17 protein-coding genes are annotated in these 17,727 nt (G+C 71.9%); 13 read left to right on the forward strand and 4 right to left on the reverse strand.

The annotated features are described in order from the left end of the window. The first annotated feature begins 359 nt into the window (after nt 1–359). Nucleotides 360–1,175, forward strand: a complete 816-nt coding sequence (locus ACGF5O_RS25150) for a hypothetical protein (RefSeq protein WP_393812121.1) — start codon at nt 360–362, stop codon at nt 1,173–1,175. Beyond that, nucleotides 1,172–2,335, forward strand: coding sequence for a type VII secretion-associated serine protease mycosin (gene mycP / locus ACGF5O_RS25155; RefSeq protein WP_393812122.1), 1,164 nt, complete (start codon nt 1,172–1,174; stop codon nt 2,333–2,335). The genes ACGF5O_RS25150 and mycP overlap by 4 nt, the downstream gene beginning before the upstream one ends. Nucleotides 2,336–2,422: 87 nt before the next feature. Here mycP and ACGF5O_RS25160 read toward each other — a convergent pair whose 3' ends face one another. Further along, complete coding sequence (locus tag ACGF5O_RS25160) at nt 2,423–3,433, reverse strand: serine hydrolase (protein ID WP_393812123.1); 1,011 nt, start codon at nt 3,431–3,433, stop codon at nt 2,423–2,425. A 150-nt stretch (nt 3,434–3,583) separates the two neighbouring features. On the opposite strand from ACGF5O_RS25160, the gene ACGF5O_RS25165 reads away from it, so the two are divergent. Continuing rightward, entirely contained in the window at nt 3,584–4,318 is a 735-nt protein-coding gene (locus ACGF5O_RS25165) for an SseB family protein (protein WP_362649084.1), read from the forward strand. Between the two features lie 7 nt (nt 4,319–4,325). On the opposite strand, the gene ACGF5O_RS25170 is transcribed toward ACGF5O_RS25165, so the two are convergent. Continuing rightward, nucleotides 4,326–4,709 (reverse strand): DUF1844 domain-containing protein, encoded by a 384-nt coding sequence (locus tag ACGF5O_RS25170; RefSeq protein ID WP_384038360.1) that lies wholly within the window; start codon nt 4,707–4,709, stop codon nt 4,326–4,328. Between the two features lie 375 nt (nt 4,710–5,084). Between ACGF5O_RS25170 and infC the strand changes: the two genes are divergently transcribed. The 10 genes from infC (at nt 5,085) to ACGF5O_RS25220 (ending at nt 16,278) form a co-directional block, all read left to right on the forward strand. Beyond that, entirely contained in the window at nt 5,085–5,771 is a 687-nt protein-coding gene (gene infC / locus ACGF5O_RS25175) for a translation initiation factor IF-3 (protein ID WP_393812124.1), read from the forward strand. Between the two features lie 134 nt (nt 5,772–5,905). Continuing rightward, on the forward strand, nt 5,906–6,100 hold the full coding sequence (gene rpmI, locus ACGF5O_RS25180; protein ID WP_016576627.1) for a 50S ribosomal protein L35: 195 nt from the start codon (nt 5,906–5,908) through the stop codon (nt 6,098–6,100). 101 nt (nt 6,101–6,201) lie between these two features. Beyond that, a complete protein-coding gene (gene rplT, locus ACGF5O_RS25185; RefSeq protein ID WP_018549117.1) occupies nt 6,202–6,585 on the forward strand; it encodes a 50S ribosomal protein L20 in 384 nt (127 codons plus the stop codon). 304 nt (nt 6,586–6,889) lie between these two features. Next, a complete protein-coding gene (locus ACGF5O_RS25190; RefSeq protein ID WP_393812339.1) occupies nt 6,890–7,744 on the forward strand; it encodes a TrmH family RNA methyltransferase in 855 nt (284 codons plus the stop codon). A gap of 55 nt (nt 7,745–7,799) precedes the next feature. Further along, nucleotides 7,800–8,945 (forward strand): sensor histidine kinase, encoded by a 1,146-nt coding sequence (locus ACGF5O_RS25195; protein ID WP_393812125.1) that lies wholly within the window; start codon nt 7,800–7,802, stop codon nt 8,943–8,945. 136 nt (nt 8,946–9,081) lie between these two features. After that, entirely contained in the window at nt 9,082–10,203 is a 1,122-nt protein-coding gene (gene pheS, locus ACGF5O_RS25200) for a phenylalanine--tRNA ligase subunit alpha (RefSeq protein ID WP_393812126.1), read from the forward strand. Then, on the forward strand, nt 10,203–12,725 hold the full coding sequence (gene pheT / locus ACGF5O_RS25205) for a phenylalanine--tRNA ligase subunit beta (RefSeq protein ID WP_393812127.1): 2,523 nt from the start codon (nt 10,203–10,205) through the stop codon (nt 12,723–12,725). Before pheS ends, pheT begins: the two co-directional genes overlap by 1 nt. A 266-nt stretch (nt 12,726–12,991) precedes the next feature. Further along, nucleotides 12,992–14,125 (forward strand): PP2C family protein-serine/threonine phosphatase, encoded by a 1,134-nt coding sequence (locus tag ACGF5O_RS25210; RefSeq protein ID WP_393812128.1) that lies wholly within the window; start codon nt 12,992–12,994, stop codon nt 14,123–14,125. Between the two features lie 210 nt (nt 14,126–14,335). Then, a complete protein-coding gene (locus ACGF5O_RS25215; RefSeq protein ID WP_393812129.1) occupies nt 14,336–15,676 on the forward strand; it encodes a transcriptional regulator in 1,341 nt (446 codons plus the stop codon). 65 nt (nt 15,677–15,741) lie between these two features. Further along, the gene (locus ACGF5O_RS25220) at nt 15,742–16,278 is read left to right on the forward strand and encodes an NUDIX hydrolase (protein WP_393812130.1); all 537 of its coding nucleotides are present in this window, start codon (nt 15,742–15,744) and stop codon (nt 16,276–16,278) included. Here ACGF5O_RS25220 and ACGF5O_RS25225 read toward each other — a convergent pair. Together ACGF5O_RS25225 and ACGF5O_RS25230 are read right to left on the reverse strand one after the other, a co-directional pair. Continuing rightward, entirely contained in the window at nt 16,275–16,532 is a 258-nt protein-coding gene (locus ACGF5O_RS25225; protein WP_355710958.1) for a hypothetical protein, read from the reverse strand. The two genes, ACGF5O_RS25220 and ACGF5O_RS25225, sit on opposite strands and share 4 nt — an antisense overlap. A 246-nt stretch (nt 16,533–16,778) precedes the next feature. Continuing rightward, entirely contained in the window at nt 16,779–17,639 is an 861-nt protein-coding gene (locus ACGF5O_RS25230; RefSeq protein WP_393812131.1) for a 3-hydroxybutyryl-CoA dehydrogenase, read from the reverse strand. Nucleotides 17,640–17,727 lie beyond the last annotated feature (88 nt).

Below are 17,727 nucleotides of genomic sequence, written 5' to 3' on the forward strand. Positions count from 1 at the left end.
CGGCAGGCGAGGCGCTGGCTCGGCCGGGTGGCCCGGCGGCCTCCGCTCCGCCGCGTCCGGCGGGGCTCCCGGACAGCGGTGCCCAGCCGCGTCCCGCCGCTTCGTCGTCGACCGGTACGGCGTTCCCGGCCGTCGACGGCACCGCACGCCCGGCGGCCGGGGCGCCGCCACGGTCCTCGGCCGCTCCGGCCCCGGCCCGCCCGGACTCCGCCACCGTGCCGCCTCCCGCGCCCGCTGCCACCCCCGTTCCGCCTTCCTACCGCGACGCCGCTCCTCCGATACACCCCTTCGGCCCCGCCCCGGACCCGTCGATGTCCTGGAACGCCTCCGCGGGAACTCCCGGCCGGGAGCGGCCCGTTGTGACCTTCGGTGAGCCCGAGGGGTACGACGAGCGAGGGCGGGGGCTGTCGTTGGCCGGTCGCGTGGCGCCTCGTACGGTCGCTGCCGCCGCCTGCATGGTCCTCGGCCTCGGCCTCATCGGCGGCGCGGTGACCGGCGGCTGGATCGTCGACGACGGCGGTGACGCGACCGCGGCGACCAGCTTCACCTCCGCCGCCGGCCTCTGGCACAACGTGCCCGTCGACGAGCTGTTCCCGCGCACCGTGCAGGGCACCGGCGCCGGCCCCGGCGGAGCCGACCGCACCTGGACCCGGATCGCCGTCGCCCCCGCCACCGGCTGCACCGGCGCCTTCGACCCGCTGCTGCGCAAGGCCCTCGCGCCCGTCGGCTGCCAGCGCCTGATCCGCGCCACCTACACCGACGCCACCCAGAGCTACGTGACGACCGTCGGCCTGCTCTTCACCAAGGCCGACGCGGCCGGCATGACCGCCCTCGCCAAGCGGTTCACGGACGAGCGCCTGGACCGCCGTACCGACCTGCTGCCCCTCCCGTACGCCGCGAAGGACACCGCCGCCGAGCGGTTCGGCCCGCACCAGCGCGCCTCGTGGACGATCTCCGTCCTCGCCGACGCCCCGGTCGTCGCCTACGCCGTCTCCGGCTGGGCCGACGGCCGTACCGTCGACACCCCGCAGCCCGCCGCCGACGCCGAGGCGTCCGGCGCCACCACGGCCGCGGCCCAGGCGGGCCTCGGCAACGAGGCGGAGGGCCTGGCCGACCGCGTCGAACGGCGGCTGCGCCAGAACATCGTCGGTCAGGCAACGGAGAAGCCCTCATGAAGCGCCGCGCCACCGGGGCCGCGGTGAGCCTGCTGCTGGCCGGCTCGCTCGCCCTGCTGCCGTCCACCACCGCGTACGCGGACAGCATCCGCGCCCAGCAGTGGGGCCTGTCCGCCCTCCACCTGGACGAGGCCTGGCAGACCACCAAGGGCAGGGGCATCACCGTCGCCGTGCTGGACACCGGCGTCGAGGCCGACCACCCGGACCTCGCGGGCAACGTCCTGGCCGCCAAGGACATGATCGGTTTCGGCGCCGGTCCCGGCGACCGCGACTGGGCCCGGCACGGCACCGCCATGGCCGGCATCATCGCTGGTCACGGCCACGGGGTCGGCAACGGCGACGGCGTGATGGGGGTCGCCCCCGAGGCCAGGATCCTGCCCGTCCGGGTCATCCTCGAAGACGGCGACAGCGCCCGCGCCAAGGCCCGCTCCACCCGGGGCAACGCCCTCGCCGAGGGCATCCGCTGGGCCGCCGACCACGGCGCCGACGTCATCAACCTCTCCCTCGGCGACGACTCCGACTCGGCGCACCCCGAGCCCAGCGAGGACGAGGCCATCCAGTACGCCCTGAAGAAGGACGTCGTGGTCGTCGCCTCGGCCGGCAACGGCGGCGACAAGGGCGACCACATCTCCTACCCGGCGGCCTACCCGGGCGTCATCGCCGCCACCGCGGTGGACAAGTTCGGCACCCGCGCCGGCTTCTCCACCCGCCGCTGGTACGCCACGGTCAGCGCGCCCGGCGTCGACATCGTCATCGCCGACCCGGACCACAAGTACTACGAGGGCTGGGGGACGAGCGCCGCCTCCGCCTTCGTCTCCGGTGCCGTGGCCCTGATCAAGGCCGCCCACCCCGGGCTCACCCCGGCCCAGGTCAAGAAACTCCTGGAGGACACCGCCCGCGACGCCCCGGCCGGCGGCCGCGACGACTCCCGCGGCTTCGGCATGATCGACCCGGCCGCCGCCATCAAGTCCGCGGCCAGGCTCAAGACGCAGGACCTGACGTCCGCGTCGTACAGCAAGAAGTACTTCGGCTCGGGCCCGGACCCGGAGGAGAAGTCGTCGAGCGCGACCGACTGGGCAGCCCCACTGGCCGCCGGCTCGGGCGGCCTGCTGCTGGTGGCGGCAGTGGCCCTGTGGCGGAGCCGCAGAAGAACTCCCTGAGGGCAACGCGGCCCCAAAGGGGCGCGGGGAACTGCGCGGCCAGCCCCCACCGGCCCGCACCCGCCCGCAGACCGACGTCGCCACCCCCTACTGCGAAGCCGAAGTCGAAGTCGAAGCCGACGCAGACGCCGAGTCAGAAGACTCCGCGAAGGACCCCACCGCCGCCTTCGCGGCCGCCTCCACCAGGGAAATCCCCTTGGCCTGGCTCACGGTCCCCTTCGACAGCACGGCCACCAGATAGTCCGTCCCGCCCACCGTCACCCGCCCGATGCTGTTCACGTCCCACAACCCGGTCGTGCTCCGCGCCAGCCACCCGTTCTTCAGCGCGAACTCCGCACCGTCGGCCGCGGCCGAGACCCCCCACCGCTGGTCCGACTCGACCGTCTTCATCAGCCCCTGGAGATACGCCCGCGAGGCCTCGCTCAGCTTCGAGTCGTCGCCGAACACCTGCTGGAGCAGCGTGAGCTGGTCGGCGGCCGTGGTCTGCGTCAGCCCCCACAGCGCCCCGTCGCCGCCCTCGGTCGACGTCAGCCCGAACCGCTTGTTCGCCGCGTCGAGCCCCGCCGCCTTGCCGATGGCGTCCCACAGCTGGGACGCCGACGTGTTGTCGCTGTTCTCGATCATCTTCGTGGCGTACGCCTTCTCCGTCGCCGTCAGGTGCCGGCCGGCATCCTGCGCCTGGAGCAGCAGCGTCGCCAGGATGTCCACCTTGACGATGCTCGCGGTGTCGAAGGCCGAGTGGCCGTAGGCCGCGCTGTCGCCGGAGTCCAGGTCGAGGACGGCGGCCGAGACCTTCGCCCCGGACGGCACGGTGACCTCGGCCAGCGCCGACCCCAGCAGCGCGTCCCGGTCCACGGCCGGTTCCGTCACGGGTTCCACCGATGCCTCCCCACTCGCCGAAGCCGAGGAGGACGGCGCCGGCGACGCCGCCGAGGATACGGCGTTGTCGCGGGCGTGCGCCTTCACGTACACCGTCCCCGCCGCGGTGACCCCGACGACGGCGACCGTGGCGAGCGAGACGTAGAGAAGGGCCCGGCGCCGGGGCCGGGCGCGGCGGCGGGCCCGGCGGGATCCTGAGGTGGCTCTGGGGGACTCCATGCCCGCGATGCTCGGGGCGGCGACTGTGCGAGCCGTTTGTTGGAAGTTAGAAGTAGGTCAGGGAAATCTGAGATTCCCGTGAAAGCCGTGTCGAACCGGTTTCGGGGGCCGCACAACCGCAGCAGCATCCCACCGATAGGGTCGGGGACCGTGGCGAACAAGAACATTCCCGACTCCGGCTTCTCCGACGACGACGGCTCCGCCGACCCCCGGCTGGCCGCCGCGCTGGCCGCCTGGGCCGCGGACCGAGGCGCCGTCGCGCCGGTCCTGGAGGCGCTGAAGGGCGCCCGGCTCCTGGTCCCGGTGGTCGCCGTGCTCGGCGAGGTCGAGGAGGACGAGAACGGGCTGCGCCGCGAGAAGACCAGCGACATGGCCGTCCCCACCCTGAAGGCGGGCGGCCGGACCGCCCTGCCGGCCTTCACCTCCACCGAGTCGCTGGCCCGCTGGGACCCGGCTGCCCGGCCCGTCGCCGTACCCCTGCACCAGGCGCTGCAGGCCGCCGCGCACGAGAAGGCCGACACGGTGGTGCTCGACCTGTCGGGGCCGGTGCCGTTCGAGCTGACCGGTGCCGCGCTGCTCGCCCTCGCCGAGGGGCGTACGACCGCCGACCCGCTCGCCGACCCGGCCGTGGTCGGGGCCGTCCGGGCCGCGGTGGCCGCCGAGCCGGCCGTGCTCCGCGCCCACCTCGGGCCCGGGGCCGCCGACGGGACGCTGGCGCTGGTCCTGGACCCGGCCGCCGCACCGCCCGCCGAGGCCGCCCGGGCCGTCGCCGAGCGGCTGGCCGCGGACGAGACACTGCGGGCCCGCCTGGTGCGCGGCCTCGACCTGGCACTGCTGCCGGCCGGGACCACGCCTCCGGGCGAGCCCTTGTACGTGCGGGACTGAGCGGCGGCTAACCGTAGACCGGGCCGGTGTACTTCTCGCCGGGGCCCTGGCCGGGCTCGTCGGGGACGATCGAGGCCTCGCGGAAGGCCAGCTGGAGCGACTTCAGGCCGTCCCGCAGCGGGGCCGCGTGGAAGGAGCTGATCTCGGTCGCGGACGCGTCGAGCAGCCCGGCGAGGGCGGTGACCAGCTTGCGGGCCTCGTCCAGGTCCTTGTACTTGTCGCCCTCCCCTTCTTGTGGGGCCAGACCGAGCTTCACGGCCGCGGCGCTCATCAGGTTGACGGCGACCGTCACGATCACCTCGACCGCGGGGACCTCGGCGATGTCGCGGGTCATCTCGTCGAAGTCGGGCTGCTCGGCGTCGCCGGGGCCGGGAAGGGGCGTCTCACTCATGCCCCACACGATAGGCGCAGGGGCGCGGAGGCTCTTACTTGCCCCAGGTCGTCTCAATTAGCCCTGCCCCGGCTTTGCTGCTAGCCTGATGTGACGACCGGCCGGACAGGTATGCCTCACAGCTAGCTGAACCGGCCCACAAGTGGAGGCTTCGAACTCCCACCCGACTGCCCTACGGGCGGCGGGTCACCGGTCAGACGGTCGCTTCGCCGTTCACGGCGACGGCGTTCCGTCCGATTCTGCGCCCCGCGATCCTCGCGGCGGTGTTCCGGTAGTTCGAGGAGCCCCGCCTGTGATCGTCCGGGGCATTTTTTCTGCTTCGGTGCGGTTAGGTCTTACGGAAACAGACGTGACGCGACTGCCCGCCAGGCTGCCGTGTGGTGCTACCGAGGAGGATCCATCAGCACCGAGCCCCGCATCAACGACCGGATTCGCGTTCCCGAGGTGCGACTTGTCGGTCCCAGCGGCGAGCAGGTCGGGATTGTCCCGCTTGCCAAGGCGCTGGAGCTTGCGCAGGAGTACGACCTGGACCTGGTCGAGGTCGCGGCGAACGCCCGTCCGCCCGTGTGCAAGCTCATGGACTACGGGAAGTTCAAGTACGAGTCGGCCATGAAGGCCCGTGAGGCGCGCAAGAACCAGGCGCACACGGTCATCAAGGAAATGAAGCTCCGGCCGAAGATCGACCCGCACGACTATGACACCAAGAAGGGTCACGTCGTCCGGTTCCTCAAGCAGGGCGACAAGGTCAAGATCACGATCATGTTCCGTGGGCGCGAGCAGTCCCGGCCCGAGCTGGGCTACCGACTGCTGCAGCGGCTCGCGGAGGACGTCCAGGACCTCGGTTTCGTCGAGTCGAACCCGAAGCAGGACGGCCGGAACATGATCATGGTTCTCGGTCCGCACAAGAAGAAGACCGAGGCGATGGCCGAGGCCCGTCAGGCGCAGGAGGCCCGCAAGGCGGATGCGAAGGCCAACCCCGGCCGTTCGCAGAACGCCGCCGAGATCGAGGCCGATTCCGAGGCCGAGGTCGAGGCGCCCGCCGAGGAGCATGCCGAGGCGTGATCCCGGGGTCAACGCCCCAGGTCAGCACCAGGGGCGCGAGTCCCAGGATGTAACCGATACAAGAGCGACGTTCCACCGTGCCCGGTTTTCGCGACCGGGCACCGGAGCGCCACCGACGAGGAGATAACGGCGCTATGCCGAAGAACAAGACGCACAGCGGTGCCAGCAAGCGCTTCAAGGTCACCGGTTCCGGCAAGGTCCTGCGTGAGCGCGCCGGCAAGCGCCACCTGCTCGAGCACAAGTCGTCCCGCGTGACGCGCCGCCTGACCGGCAACGCCGAGATGGCCCCGGGTGACGCCGCGAAGATCAAGAAGCTTCTCGGCAAGTGACACGAGGGCGCCTCGCCGCGCCCTGAGTCAGCTCAACCGGGACCCAGTCGTTTCCGGGCCGCGTGAGTCCAACCGCGGCCCCGCTACAAGGAGTTAAACAAGTGGCACGCGTCAAGCGGGCAGTCAACGCCCACAAGAAGCGCCGGGCGATCCTCGAGGCGGCCTCCGGCTACCGCGGTCAGCGTTCGCGCCTGTACCGCAAGGCCAAGGAGCAGGTCACCCACTCGCTGGTCTACAACTACAACGACCGCAAGAAGCGCAAGGGCGACTTCCGTCAGCTGTGGATCCAGCGCATCAACGCCGCTGCCCGCGCCAACGGCATCACCTACAACCGCTTCATCCAGGGTCTGAAGGCCGCGAACGTCGAGGTCGACCGCAAGATCCTGGCCGAGCTGGCCGTCAACGACGCCGGCGCGTTCGCCGCGCTCGTCGAGGTGGCGCAGAAGGCGCTGCCGGCGGACGTCAACGCCCCCAAGGCGGCGTGACGCTGCGCTGGCTTCGGCCGACGTGACTCGAGGACCCGCAGGCTCCAGGGCTTGCGGGTCCTGCTGTTGCCGCCGCGGTCTGCCGTCTCTCGGCCGCGGGCCGGTGGGAGCGGGCCGCGCAGTTCCCCGCGCCCCTTCAGGGCGCTCCTCAGCCGCCGGCGGTCGCGTCGGCTTCCCAGCCGCGGGCAGTCGTGCCGCCGGGGGCGGCACGGGTGGGCGCGGCGGCACCCCGCCGGCGCGGGCAAGTGAAACTGCCGGCCCGGCGGTAAGAAAGCTCCCGATGTCTCCGAAGGTGAACGACAACATGCCCACCCCCGAGCTGATCTCCCCCCGTTCCGCCCGTGTGGCCGCCGCTCGGCGGCTGGAGCGGCGGAACTTCCGGGGGAAGGAGCGGCTGTTTCTTGCCGAGGGGCCGCAGGCCGTGCGGGAGGCGGCCGGGCATCGGGCCGGTGACGCGGCGACGCTCGTCGAGCTGTTCGCCACCGTCGAGGCCGCCGAGCGGTACGCCGACATCATCGGAGCGGCCGGGGCGGCCGGCGCCCGGATCCACCTCGCCTCCGAGGACGTCATCGCCGACATCTCCACCACCGTCACCCCCCAGGGGCTCGTCGGGGTGTGCCGGTTCCTGGACACGCCGTTCGAGGAGATCCTCGCCGCCCGGCCCAGGCTCGTCGCCGTGCTCGCCAACGTCCGCGACCCCGGCAACGCCGGCACCGTGCTGCGGTGCGCCGACGCGGCCGGCGCCGAGGCCGTCGTACTCACCGACGCCTCCGTGGACCTGTACAACCCGAAGGCGGTCCGGGCCTCCGTCGGCTCGCACTTCCACCTGCCCGTCGCCGTCGGCGTCCCCGTCGAGCAGGCCGTGGCCGGGCTGAAGGGCGTCGGTGTGCGGATCCTCGCCGCCGACGGGGCCGGGACCGACGACCTCGACGACGAGCTGGACAAGGGGACCATGGGCGGGCCCACGGCCTGGGTGTTCGGGAACGAGGCCTGGGGGCTCCCGGAGGAGACCCGCGCGCTGGCGGACGCTGTCGTGCGCGTCCCGATCCACGGGAAGGCTGAGAGCCTGAACCTCGCCACCGCCGCCGCCGTATGTCTCTATGCATCGGCCCGTGCACAGCGCGCCTCTGGAGGGTGCCGTTCCGTCACGCAGAGCTAGTAGGGTGACCAGCTCGGGGGCCTGCTGCGCCGTCTGAGAGGTGGAGTACGGGGTTATGAGTGTCGGCACCAGCAACGCGCCGGGCGGCCGCGGCACCGGCCGCGTACCCGCACCCCGGCACGGCGACCTCACCGGGCTCGGCATCGATCCCGACGAGCTGCCTGACGGCCTGGTGGTCGCCGACGAACACGGTCTCGTCGTCTGCTTCAACGCCGCCGCCGCCCGCATCACCGCCACCGCCCCCGCCGACGCCCTCGGGCAGCGCCTGGAGAAGGCCCTGCCCTTAGAGGACCTGGAGGGGCGCCGCTGGTGGCAGCTCACCGATCCGTACGGCGGTCTCGCCATCCGGGTCGGCCAGCCGGAGCGCAACCTGCTGCTGCCCGGCGGCCGGGAGGTACTGGTGTCCGCCCGGTACGTGCGGGCCGAGCCCACCGGGCCCGTGCGCCGGGTCGTCGTGTCGCTGCGGGACACCGAAGCCCGGCGCCGTACCGAACGCAGTCACGCCGAGCTGATCGCCACCGTCGCGCACGAGCTGCGCTCGCCGCTGACCTCCGTCAAGGGGTTCACGGCCACCCTGCTCGCCAAGTGGGAACGGTTCACCGACGACCAGAAACGGCTGATGCTGGAGACGGTCGACGCGGACGCCGACCGGGTCACCCGGCTCATCGCCGAGCTGCTGGACATCTCGCGGATCGACAGCGGACGCCTTGAGGTGCGCCGGCAGCCCGTGGACATAGGCGCGGCCGTCGGACGGCACATCCAGGCGTACGTCGCCGCCGGGCAGCCCGCCGACCGCTTCCTGCTCCGTATCGAGCAGCCGCTGCCCGCGCTCTGGGCCGACCCCGACAAGGTCGACCAGGTCCTCAGCAACCTCATCGAAAATGCCGTGCGGCACGGCGAGGGAACCGTCACCATCGACATCACGGCCACGGCGTCCCCGCGCGAAGGGGAAGGCCCGGAGAACGCAGCCACGTCGGTCACGGTGAGCGACGAAGGGCCCGGCATCCCGGAGGAATCCATGAACCGCGTCTTCACCCGCTTCTGGCGGGGCAGCAAGCGCGGCGGCACCGGCCTCGGGCTGTACATCGTCAAGGGCATCGTCGAGGCCCACGGCGGCACCATCACCGTCGGACGCGCCCCCGGCGGTGGCGCCGAGTTCCGATTTACGTTGCCCGTGAGCACGCCGGCCTATCTCGCCTGAGATCCGCCGAGCGGCCCGCGGGCGCATTCATATACCTCCACCCCGTTAGACTCGGCCTTTGGCACCTTTGTGTCCTTCACACGGCCGACCAGCGGTCACGGGGACCTTCAGCCAGCCAACGGAAGCACGGGAAGAGATGTCGGCACCGAATAAGTCGTACGACCCAGTCGAGGTCGAGGCCTTGAAACCGGAAGAGATCGAGCGCATGCGGGACGAGGCGCTCGCCGCCTTCGCCGCCGCGGACTCCCTCGACGCGCTCCAGGAGGCCAAGGTCGCCCACACCGGCGGCACCTCCCCGCTGTCGCTCGCCAACCGCGAGATCGGCGCCCTGCCCCCGCACGCCAAGGCGGCCGCCGGCAAGCTGGTCGGCCAGGCCCGCGGCGCCGTGAACAAGGCGCTCGCCGGCCGCCAGGAGGAGCTGGAGGCCGAGCGCGACGCCCGGGTGCTGGTCGAGGAGGCGGTGGACGTCACACTGCCGTACGACCGCGTCCCGGCCGGCGCCCGCCACCCGCTGACCACCCTGTCCGACCGCATCGAGGACATCTTCGTGGCCATGGGCTACGAGGTCGCCGAGGGCCCGCAGGTCGAGGCCGAGTGGTTCAACTTCGACGCCCTCAACATCGGCCCGGACCACCCGGCCCGCGGCGAGGCCGACACCTTCTTCGTGCAGGGCCCCGAGGGCGGCACCGAATCCGGCGTCGTGCTGCGCACGCACACCTCCCCGGTCCAGATCCGCTCCCTGCTCGACCGCGAGCTGCCGGTGTACGTGATCTGCCCCGGCCGGGTGTACCGCACCGACGAGCTGGACGCCACGCACACCCCGGTCTTCCACCAGGTCGAGCTGCTCGCCGTGGACGAGGGCCTGACCATGTCGGACCTCAAGGGCACCCTGGACCACATGGTCCAGTCGCTGTTCGGCGAGGGCATGAAGACCCGGCTGCGGCCCAACTTCTTCCCGTTCACCGAGCCGTCCGCCGAGATGGACATGCTCTGCTACGTCTGCAAGGGCGAGTCCGTCGGCAACCCCGACCGCCCCTGCCGTACCTGCTCCTCCGAGGGCTGGATCGAGCTGGGCGGCTGCGGCATGGTCAACCCGCGGGTGCTCACCGCCTGCGGCGTCGACCCGGAGAAGTACAGCGGCTTCGCCTTCGGGTTCGGCATCGAGCGGATGCTGATGTTCCGCCACAACGTCGAGGACATGCGAGACATGGTCGAGGGTGACGTCCGGTTCACCCGGCCGTTCGGGATGGAGATCTGATGCGGGTCCCGCTTTCCTGGCTGCGGGAGTACGTCGACCTGCCGGCCACCGAGACCGGCCGCGACGTGCAGGCCAAGCTGATTTCGGCCGGTCTGGAGGTCGAGACCGTCGAGCAGCTCGGCGACGGCCTCAAGGGCCCCCTGGTCGTCGGCCAGGTCCTCACCATCGAGGAGCTGGAGGGCTTCAAGAAGCCGATCCGCTTCTGCACGGTCGACGTCGGCACCGCCAACGGGACCGGTGAGCCCCAGGAGATCGTCTGCGGCGCCCGCAACTTCGCCGTCGGCGACAAGGTCGTGGTCGTGCTGCCGGGCGCGGTGCTCCCCGGCGACTTCGCCATCGCCGCGCGCAAGACGTACGGCAGGACCTCGCACGGCATGATCTGCTCCAGCGGCGAGCTGGGCATGGGCGACGACGGCACCCACGGCATCATCGTGCTGCCGCCGGAGACCGAGGTCGGCAAGGACGCCATCGAGCTCCTGGAGCTGGTCGACGAGGTCCTGGACATCGCCGTCACCGCCAACCGCGGCGACTGCCTGTCCATCCGCGGCGTGGCCCGCGAGGCCGCCATCGCCTACGGGCTGCCGCTGCGCGACCCGGCGCTGATCGACGTGCCGGGCCCGAACGCCTTCGGCTACCCGGTCCAGGTCTCCGACCCGCTCGGCTGCGACCGCTTCACCGCGCGCACCGTCACCGGTCTGAGCCCCGAGGCCCGCTCCCCGATCTGGCTCCAGCGCCGCCTGCAGAAGGTCGGCATGCGCCCGATCTCCCTCGCGGTCGACGTCACCAACTACGTGATGATGGAGCTCGGCCAGCCGCTGCACGCCTACGACCGCAACCTGGTCCAGGGCACCATCGGCGTCCGCCGCGCGGCCGAGGGCGAGAAGATCGTCACCCTCGACGGCACCGAGCGGAAGCTGCACGCCGAGGACCTGGTCATCACCGACGACCGCGGCCCGATCGGCCTCGCGGGCGTCATGGGCGGCGCCAACACCGAGATCGCGGATCACGATGCCGCCGAGAACGGGGAGAACGCCACGACCGACGTCGTGATCGAGGCGGCCCACTTCGACGCCGTCGCCATCGCGCGCACCGCCCGCCGGCACAAGCTGTCCTCCGAGGCCTCCCGCCGCTTCGAGCGCGGCGTCGACCCGCAGGCCGCGGCCGCCGCCGCGCAGCGCACCGTCGACCTGCTGGTGCTGCTCGCCGGCGGCACCGCCGAGGCCGGCGTCACCGAGGCCATCGCGCCGTCCGCGCCGCACACCATCACGGTCGCGGCGAACCACCCCGACCGGGTCGCGGGCGTGGAGTACGGCCGGGAGATCGTCGTCCGCCGCCTCCAGGAGGTCGGCTGCGACGTCTACGGGCAGGACGAACTGCTCGTCACCGTCCCGTCCTGGCGGCCCGACCTGCTCGAACAGAACGACCTGGCCGAAGAGGTCATCCGCCTGGAGGGCTACGAGAACCTGCCCTCCACGCTGCCCAAGCCGCCGGCCGGCCGTGGCCTGACCCACCGGCAGCGCCTGCACCGCCGGGTGGGCCGCGTGCTCGCCGGGGCCGGTTACGTCGAGGCGCCGAACTACCCGTTCGTCAGCGAGCAGGTCTTCGACCAGCTGGGCCTGGCCGCCGACGACCCGGCCCGCCGCGTCGTCCGGCTGACCAACCCGCTCAACGACGAGGAGCCCGCGCTCCGCACCTCGCTGCTCCCGGGCCTGCTCGGCGCGCTCCGGCGCAACGACGGACGCGGCGCGCACGACCTGGCCCTGTTCGAGACGGGCCTGGTCTTCCTGCCGCGCGCGGAGCAGGGCATCGCCGGTCACCTGCCGGTCGACCGCCGTCCGACCGACGCGGAACTCGCCGCGCTCGACGCCGTGCTGCCCGAGCAGCCGCGCCACGTCGCCGTCGTCCTCACGGGCGCCCGCGAGCAGGCCGGCTGGTGGGGCAAGGGCCGTCCGGCCGACTGGGCCGACGCGGTCGAGGCGGGGCGCGCGGTCGCGCGTGAGGCCGGGGCCGAGCTGATCGTGCGGTCCGGGCAGTACGGGCCGTGGCACCCCGGCCGGTGCGCCGAGCTGGTCGTCGTCGCCGACGGCGCGGAGCGGGTCGTGGGCCACGCCGGCGAGCTGCACCCGCGTGTGGTCAAGGCCCTCGGCCTGCCGGCCCGCACCTGCGCGATGGAGCTGGACCTGGACGCGCTGGAGCAGGTCGGCGACGGCACTCCGCAGGCGCCCGGCATCTCCACGTTCCCGGTGGCCACGCAGGATGTCGCCCTCGTGGTGGACAAGCCGGTACCGGCCGCCGATGTCGAGGCCGCGCTGCGCGAGGGGGCGGGCGAACTCCTGGAGGCGATCCGGCTGTTCGACGTGTACGAGAACGCCGCGCAGCTCGGCGAGGAGAAGAAGTCGCTGGCGTACGCGTTGCGGTTCCGGGCGAGTGACCGGACGCTGACCGTCGAAGAGGCGTCGGCTGCGCGTGACGCTGCGGTCGCCCTTGCCGGGGAGCGTACGGGAGCGGTGCTGCGCGGCTAGGCGCCGTGGGGGCTGCGCGACTCGGTCGGGTGCGGGTTTCGTCCTGGCTGGTCGCGCAGTTCCCCGCGCCCCTGGCGGGGCGCTTCCGCGAGGGCGCTCACCAGTGCTGCTACCTGCATAAATGCGGGTGTCTTGTTGGTGGTCACTCATTTGGGTGAGATCCATCCGGGACATGGCCCTTTCGGGGCATCCCGTCGACAGAATCGGACCGGCCTCTCGGGGTCGGTCCGTCTGTATCTGTCAGGGCCTACTTGGGGGCCATCGGCATGATCCGCATCAAGGCTGGGGTTCCCCGCAGCAGGCGGCCCCGGACGTACTCACGGCCCAGGCGCCGTGCCCTCGCACTGGGACTGCCCACACTGTGGGGCGCCGTCGCGGTCGGCTACAGGTTCGGCTGCCCGCTGGCCGAGCAGACCGGGCTCGGCGCACGGATCGTCACCAGCGCCGTGTTCTTCGCGGTCGGCACCGGTCTCATACTCCATGTCCGCCGGGCCCTGCTCAGGGAGTTGCGGCAGGCCCGGATGGTCGCCGGCGCCGCGCAGAGCGTGCTGCTGAGGCCGCTGCCGCCCCGGCTCGCCGGGCTCAACGTCGCCGCCGCCCAGCTCTCCGCCGACCGGGGCGCGAGCATCGGCGGCGACCTCTACGAGGCCGTCGCCACCGAACACGGCGTACGGGTCGTCATGGGCGACGTACGCGGGCACGGACTGTCGGCGATCGGTACGGTCGCCGCCGTCCTCGGCAGCTTCCGCGAGGCCGCCCACGACGAACCCGAACTGGGCCGCGTCCTCGGCCGCCTGGACCGCGCCCTCGCCAGACACCTACGAGAACAAGCCAGGGCGGAACACCCGGCCGGCGGCGCCCCGGACCCGGACAGCCCGGTGGCCGAGGAGTTCGTGACCGTACTGCTGCTGGAGATCGCGGGAGACGGCGAGCTTCGGGTGATCAACTGCGGACATCCCTGGCCGTACGTGCTCAGCGGTGCGCGGGTCGAGCCCCTGTCGGTGGCCGATCCACTACCGCCCCTCGGGCCTTTCCCGCTGCCGACGGACCTGACCGCAACCGACTGCGGCCAGTTGCTCGACGGCGAGTCGCTCGTCCTCTTCACGGACGGTGCGGAGGACGCGAGAAGCCCGAGGGGCCACTTCTTCTCCCTCCCGGAAGCGCTCGCAGAAGCGGTCCGAGACCGCCCGGTCTCCCCTCAGGCCATCCTCCGAGCGGTCTTCACCGCCCTGCTCCACCACACCAACGGCCGTCCGACCGACGACATCGCCCTCCTGGTACTCCACAACGAACGCGCCCATCAACGCGCCCCGTTGGGGGCGCGGGGCGCTGACATCAGCGGCTCCGCCGCGGGGGCGCGAGCAACCCCCACGCACCCGCAGCCGACAACACACGGCTAGCCCCCGATGTCGGCCGAGCCAACGGCCAGGCCACCGCACTGTACGAGGGGGAGCCGGCGGCCCGGCCGGCCTCTTGCGAGGCAGTTCAGTCAACCGGCCGGACACACTCCGCGACAGTGCGCGCACGCTACGGATTCGCGCACTTCGTTCACACCCCGTGTGAACGCACCCGCACTACGCTGACGGCACCAGGCCACTCGGGGGGCATCCATGCAGCCCAACTCTCTGCTCGACGCGATCCTGGACGAGGCGGGGATCTCGCACGCCGGGCTCGCCGCCCACGTCAACCAGGCGGGCCGGGCCCGCGGGCTCACGCTCCGCTACGAACACACCGCCGTCGCCCGGTGGTTGAAGGGCCAGCGGCCACGCGGCCAGGTGCCCGACCTGATCTGCGAGGTGCTCGCGGCCCGGCTGCACCGGCCGGTCACCCTGGACGACATCGGCCTCGGCGTACCCGGCGAGCCCAGCGTCCCGCACGCCACCTCGCTCTCCGGCTTCGTCGAGCGGGCCACCGCCCTGTGGCGCTCCGACGAACAGCAGCGCCCGCACATACTCGGCGCCCCCGCCGTCACCGGCACGCCCGCCGTGATGCCGGTGTGGGAGTGGGAGAACCCCCCGGAGGACGTCGACGTCTCGCGGGGCGGGCGGCACCGGGTCACCGCGGCCGACCTGGAGATGCTGCGCGCCGCCCGGGCGCACTACGAGCAGATGTACCGCAAGGCCGGCGGCATGGCCACCCGCACCCGGATCGTCGGCTTCCTCAACGCCGAGGCGGCGCCCCTCCTGCGCGGCAGCTACGCGGACGCGACGGGCCGTCAACTGCACCGCGCCACCGGGGGACTGGTGGCGATCGCCGGGATCTGCGCCTACGACTCCGACGCCCACGGCCTCGCCCAGCGCTACTTCCACCAGGCGCTGCGCCTGTCGAAGGCCAGCGGCGACCGGGGACTCGGCGCGTACGTCATCGCGCTCCTCGTCAACCAGGCGCTGTTCATGCGGGAGTTCCGGCAGGCCGTCGCCTTCGCGGAGGCCGCGCTGCGCGCCGCGGGCAAGCACATCACCCCCGCCCTCGCCTCCGACCTCTACGCGATGCAGGCGAAGGCGTACGCCCACCTCGGCGACGGCACGAGCGCGCTGTCCTGCATCCGGCGGGCCGAGTCGGCCGCCGAACGCATCCGGCGGGGCCACGAGCCCGACGAGACCGGCTATGTCCAGCCCGGTCTGGTCAACGTACAGGTGGCCGAGGCGCTGCTCAGCCTCGGTGAACTCGCCGCCGCCCGGGAGCATGCCGCCGCTGCCGTCGACAACCCCGCCCACGACCGGGGGCGGGTGCACCGGCTGGCCATGCTGAGCACCATCGAACTGCGCCAGGGGAACGCCGAGAACGCGGTGGCCACGGCCGTGCAGATGGCCGAACAGGCCCGCGGAATGGAGTCGCAGCGCCTGCGCGACAGACTCCGCGCGGTACGCGAGCACCTGGTGCGCAGCGGCGGCGTGGGAACCGCCGAGGCCGCCGAGCTGATCGACGGCGCACTGCGCGTACCGCTCTAGGCGCGGTAGGCCTACGAAGCCGCTGCTGCGATATTGCCACTTACTCGGCGGAAGGTGGCAGAACCGTGCAGTGGACGAAACAGAACGAACAAACTGTGTATGAAAACCGCTGGTTCAGCGTGAATCTCGCTGATGTCGAGCTGCCGGACGGCCGGCACCTCGACCACTTCCTGATACGGCTGCGGCCCGTGGCCGTGGCGACGGTGGTCAACGAGGCGGGCGAGGTCCTCCTCCTGTGGCGCCACCGTTTCATCACCGACAGCTGGGGCTGGGAACTCGCGGCGGGAGTCGTCGAGGACGGCGAGGACATCGCCGTCGCGGCCGCCAGGGAACTGGAGGAGGAGACCGGCTGGCGGCCGGGAACCCTGCACCATCTGATGACCGTGGAGCCGTCCAACGGCCTCACCGACGCCCGGCACCACATCTACTGGTCCGACGAGGGCGAGTACCTCGGACACCCCGTGGACGACTTCGAGTCGGACCGCCGGGAGTGGGTCCCGCTCAAGCTCGTCCCGGACATGATCGCCCGTGGGGAGGTCCCGGCCGCCAACATGGCGGCCGCGTTACTCCTGCTGCACCACATGAGGCTCAGCGAAGACTAGTGGGCCAGCGTCTGCCAGACGGTGACGACGAGGGCGCCCAGTGCGGTGAGCGCTGCGATCGAGGGCAGGGGCCAGCGGGCGTGTTCCAGCGAGGCGAGGCGGGTGTTGAGGTCGTCCAGTTCCTTGGCCGTCTCCTTGGTGCGGTGGCTCAGGAGGTTCAGCCCTCCCTCGACCTGTGCGTAGGCCACATCGAGGCGACGACGTAACTCTGCGAGTTCTCCTTGGACCACGGGATGCTCTGGTTCGGTGGCCACGGGTCCGCTCCTTTGCGTAGTCGAATGGGTCGTTCCGCATCCCTTGCATGCGCATGAAGAGTGAACTCGCCTGGTGAGCGCGTGGGGAGAGTGTGCGACGGGCATATGCGAGCCCGGTGCGCACACGGTGTGTGAAACACACGGGCCCGGCACCGAAGTCGGTGCCGGGCCCGTGGAACATCGCTCCCTGTAGTCGGGAGGGTGTGACAGCAGAGTGTGGCAGCAGAGTGTGGCAGCCTGGTGTGCTCAGCCGTACGTGTAGAAGCCCGAGCCGGTCTTCCGGCCCAGCCGGCCGGCCTCGACCATGCGCTGGAGCAGCGGGGGAGCGGCGTACAGCGGCTCCTTGTACTCGGCGTACATGCTGTTCGCGATGGAGACGATGGTGTCCAGGCCGATCAGGTCGGACAGCTTCAGGGGGCCCATCGGGTGGGCGCAGCCCATCTCCATGCCGTTGTCGATGTCCTCGCGGCTCGCGATGCCGGACTCGAACATCCGGATGGACGAGAGCAGGTACGGCACCAGCAGCGCGTTGACCACGAAGCCGGAGCGGTCCTGGGCGCGGATCGCGTGCTTGCCGAGCACCTTCTCGGCGAACATCTGGGCGCGGCTGATGGTGCCCTCGGACGTGGTGAGTGCCGGGATCAGCTCGATCAGCTTCTGCACCGGGGCCGGGTTGAAGAAGTGGATGCCGACGACGTGGTCGGGCCGCGAGGTGGCGACCGCCAGCTTCACCAGCGGGATCGAGGAGGTGTTGGATGCCAGGATCGCGTCCGGGCGGGTCACCACCTGGTCGAGCACCTGGAAGATCTCCGTCTTCACCTGCTCGTTCTCGACGACGGCCTCGATCACCAGGTCGCGGTCGGCGAACTCGCCGAGGTCCGTGGTGAAGCTCAGCCGGGCGAGCGTGGCGTCCCGCTCCTCCTCGCTGATCTTGCCGCGCTCGGCGGCCTTGGCCAGGGAGTTGTGCAGCCGGGTGCGGCCGATCTCCAGGGCCTCGCCGGTGGTCTCGGCGACCCGCACGTCCAGACCGGAGCGGGCGGCGACCTCGGCGATGCCCGCTCCCATCTGGCCGCAGCCCACGACTCCGACCTTCTCGATGTCGGTCACATCGTCCCCTTCGCTGATCTACGAGCGGCCGGCAGGACCTCCGGATCCGGCGCCTGCTCCGTTCGAGCACGTTACCCGTAAGTATCGA

Origin of the sequence: Streptomyces sp. NPDC048291 (genome assembly GCF_043201715.1) — a bacterium.
Classification (GTDB): Bacteria; Actinomycetota; Actinomycetes; order Streptomycetales; family Streptomycetaceae; genus Streptomyces.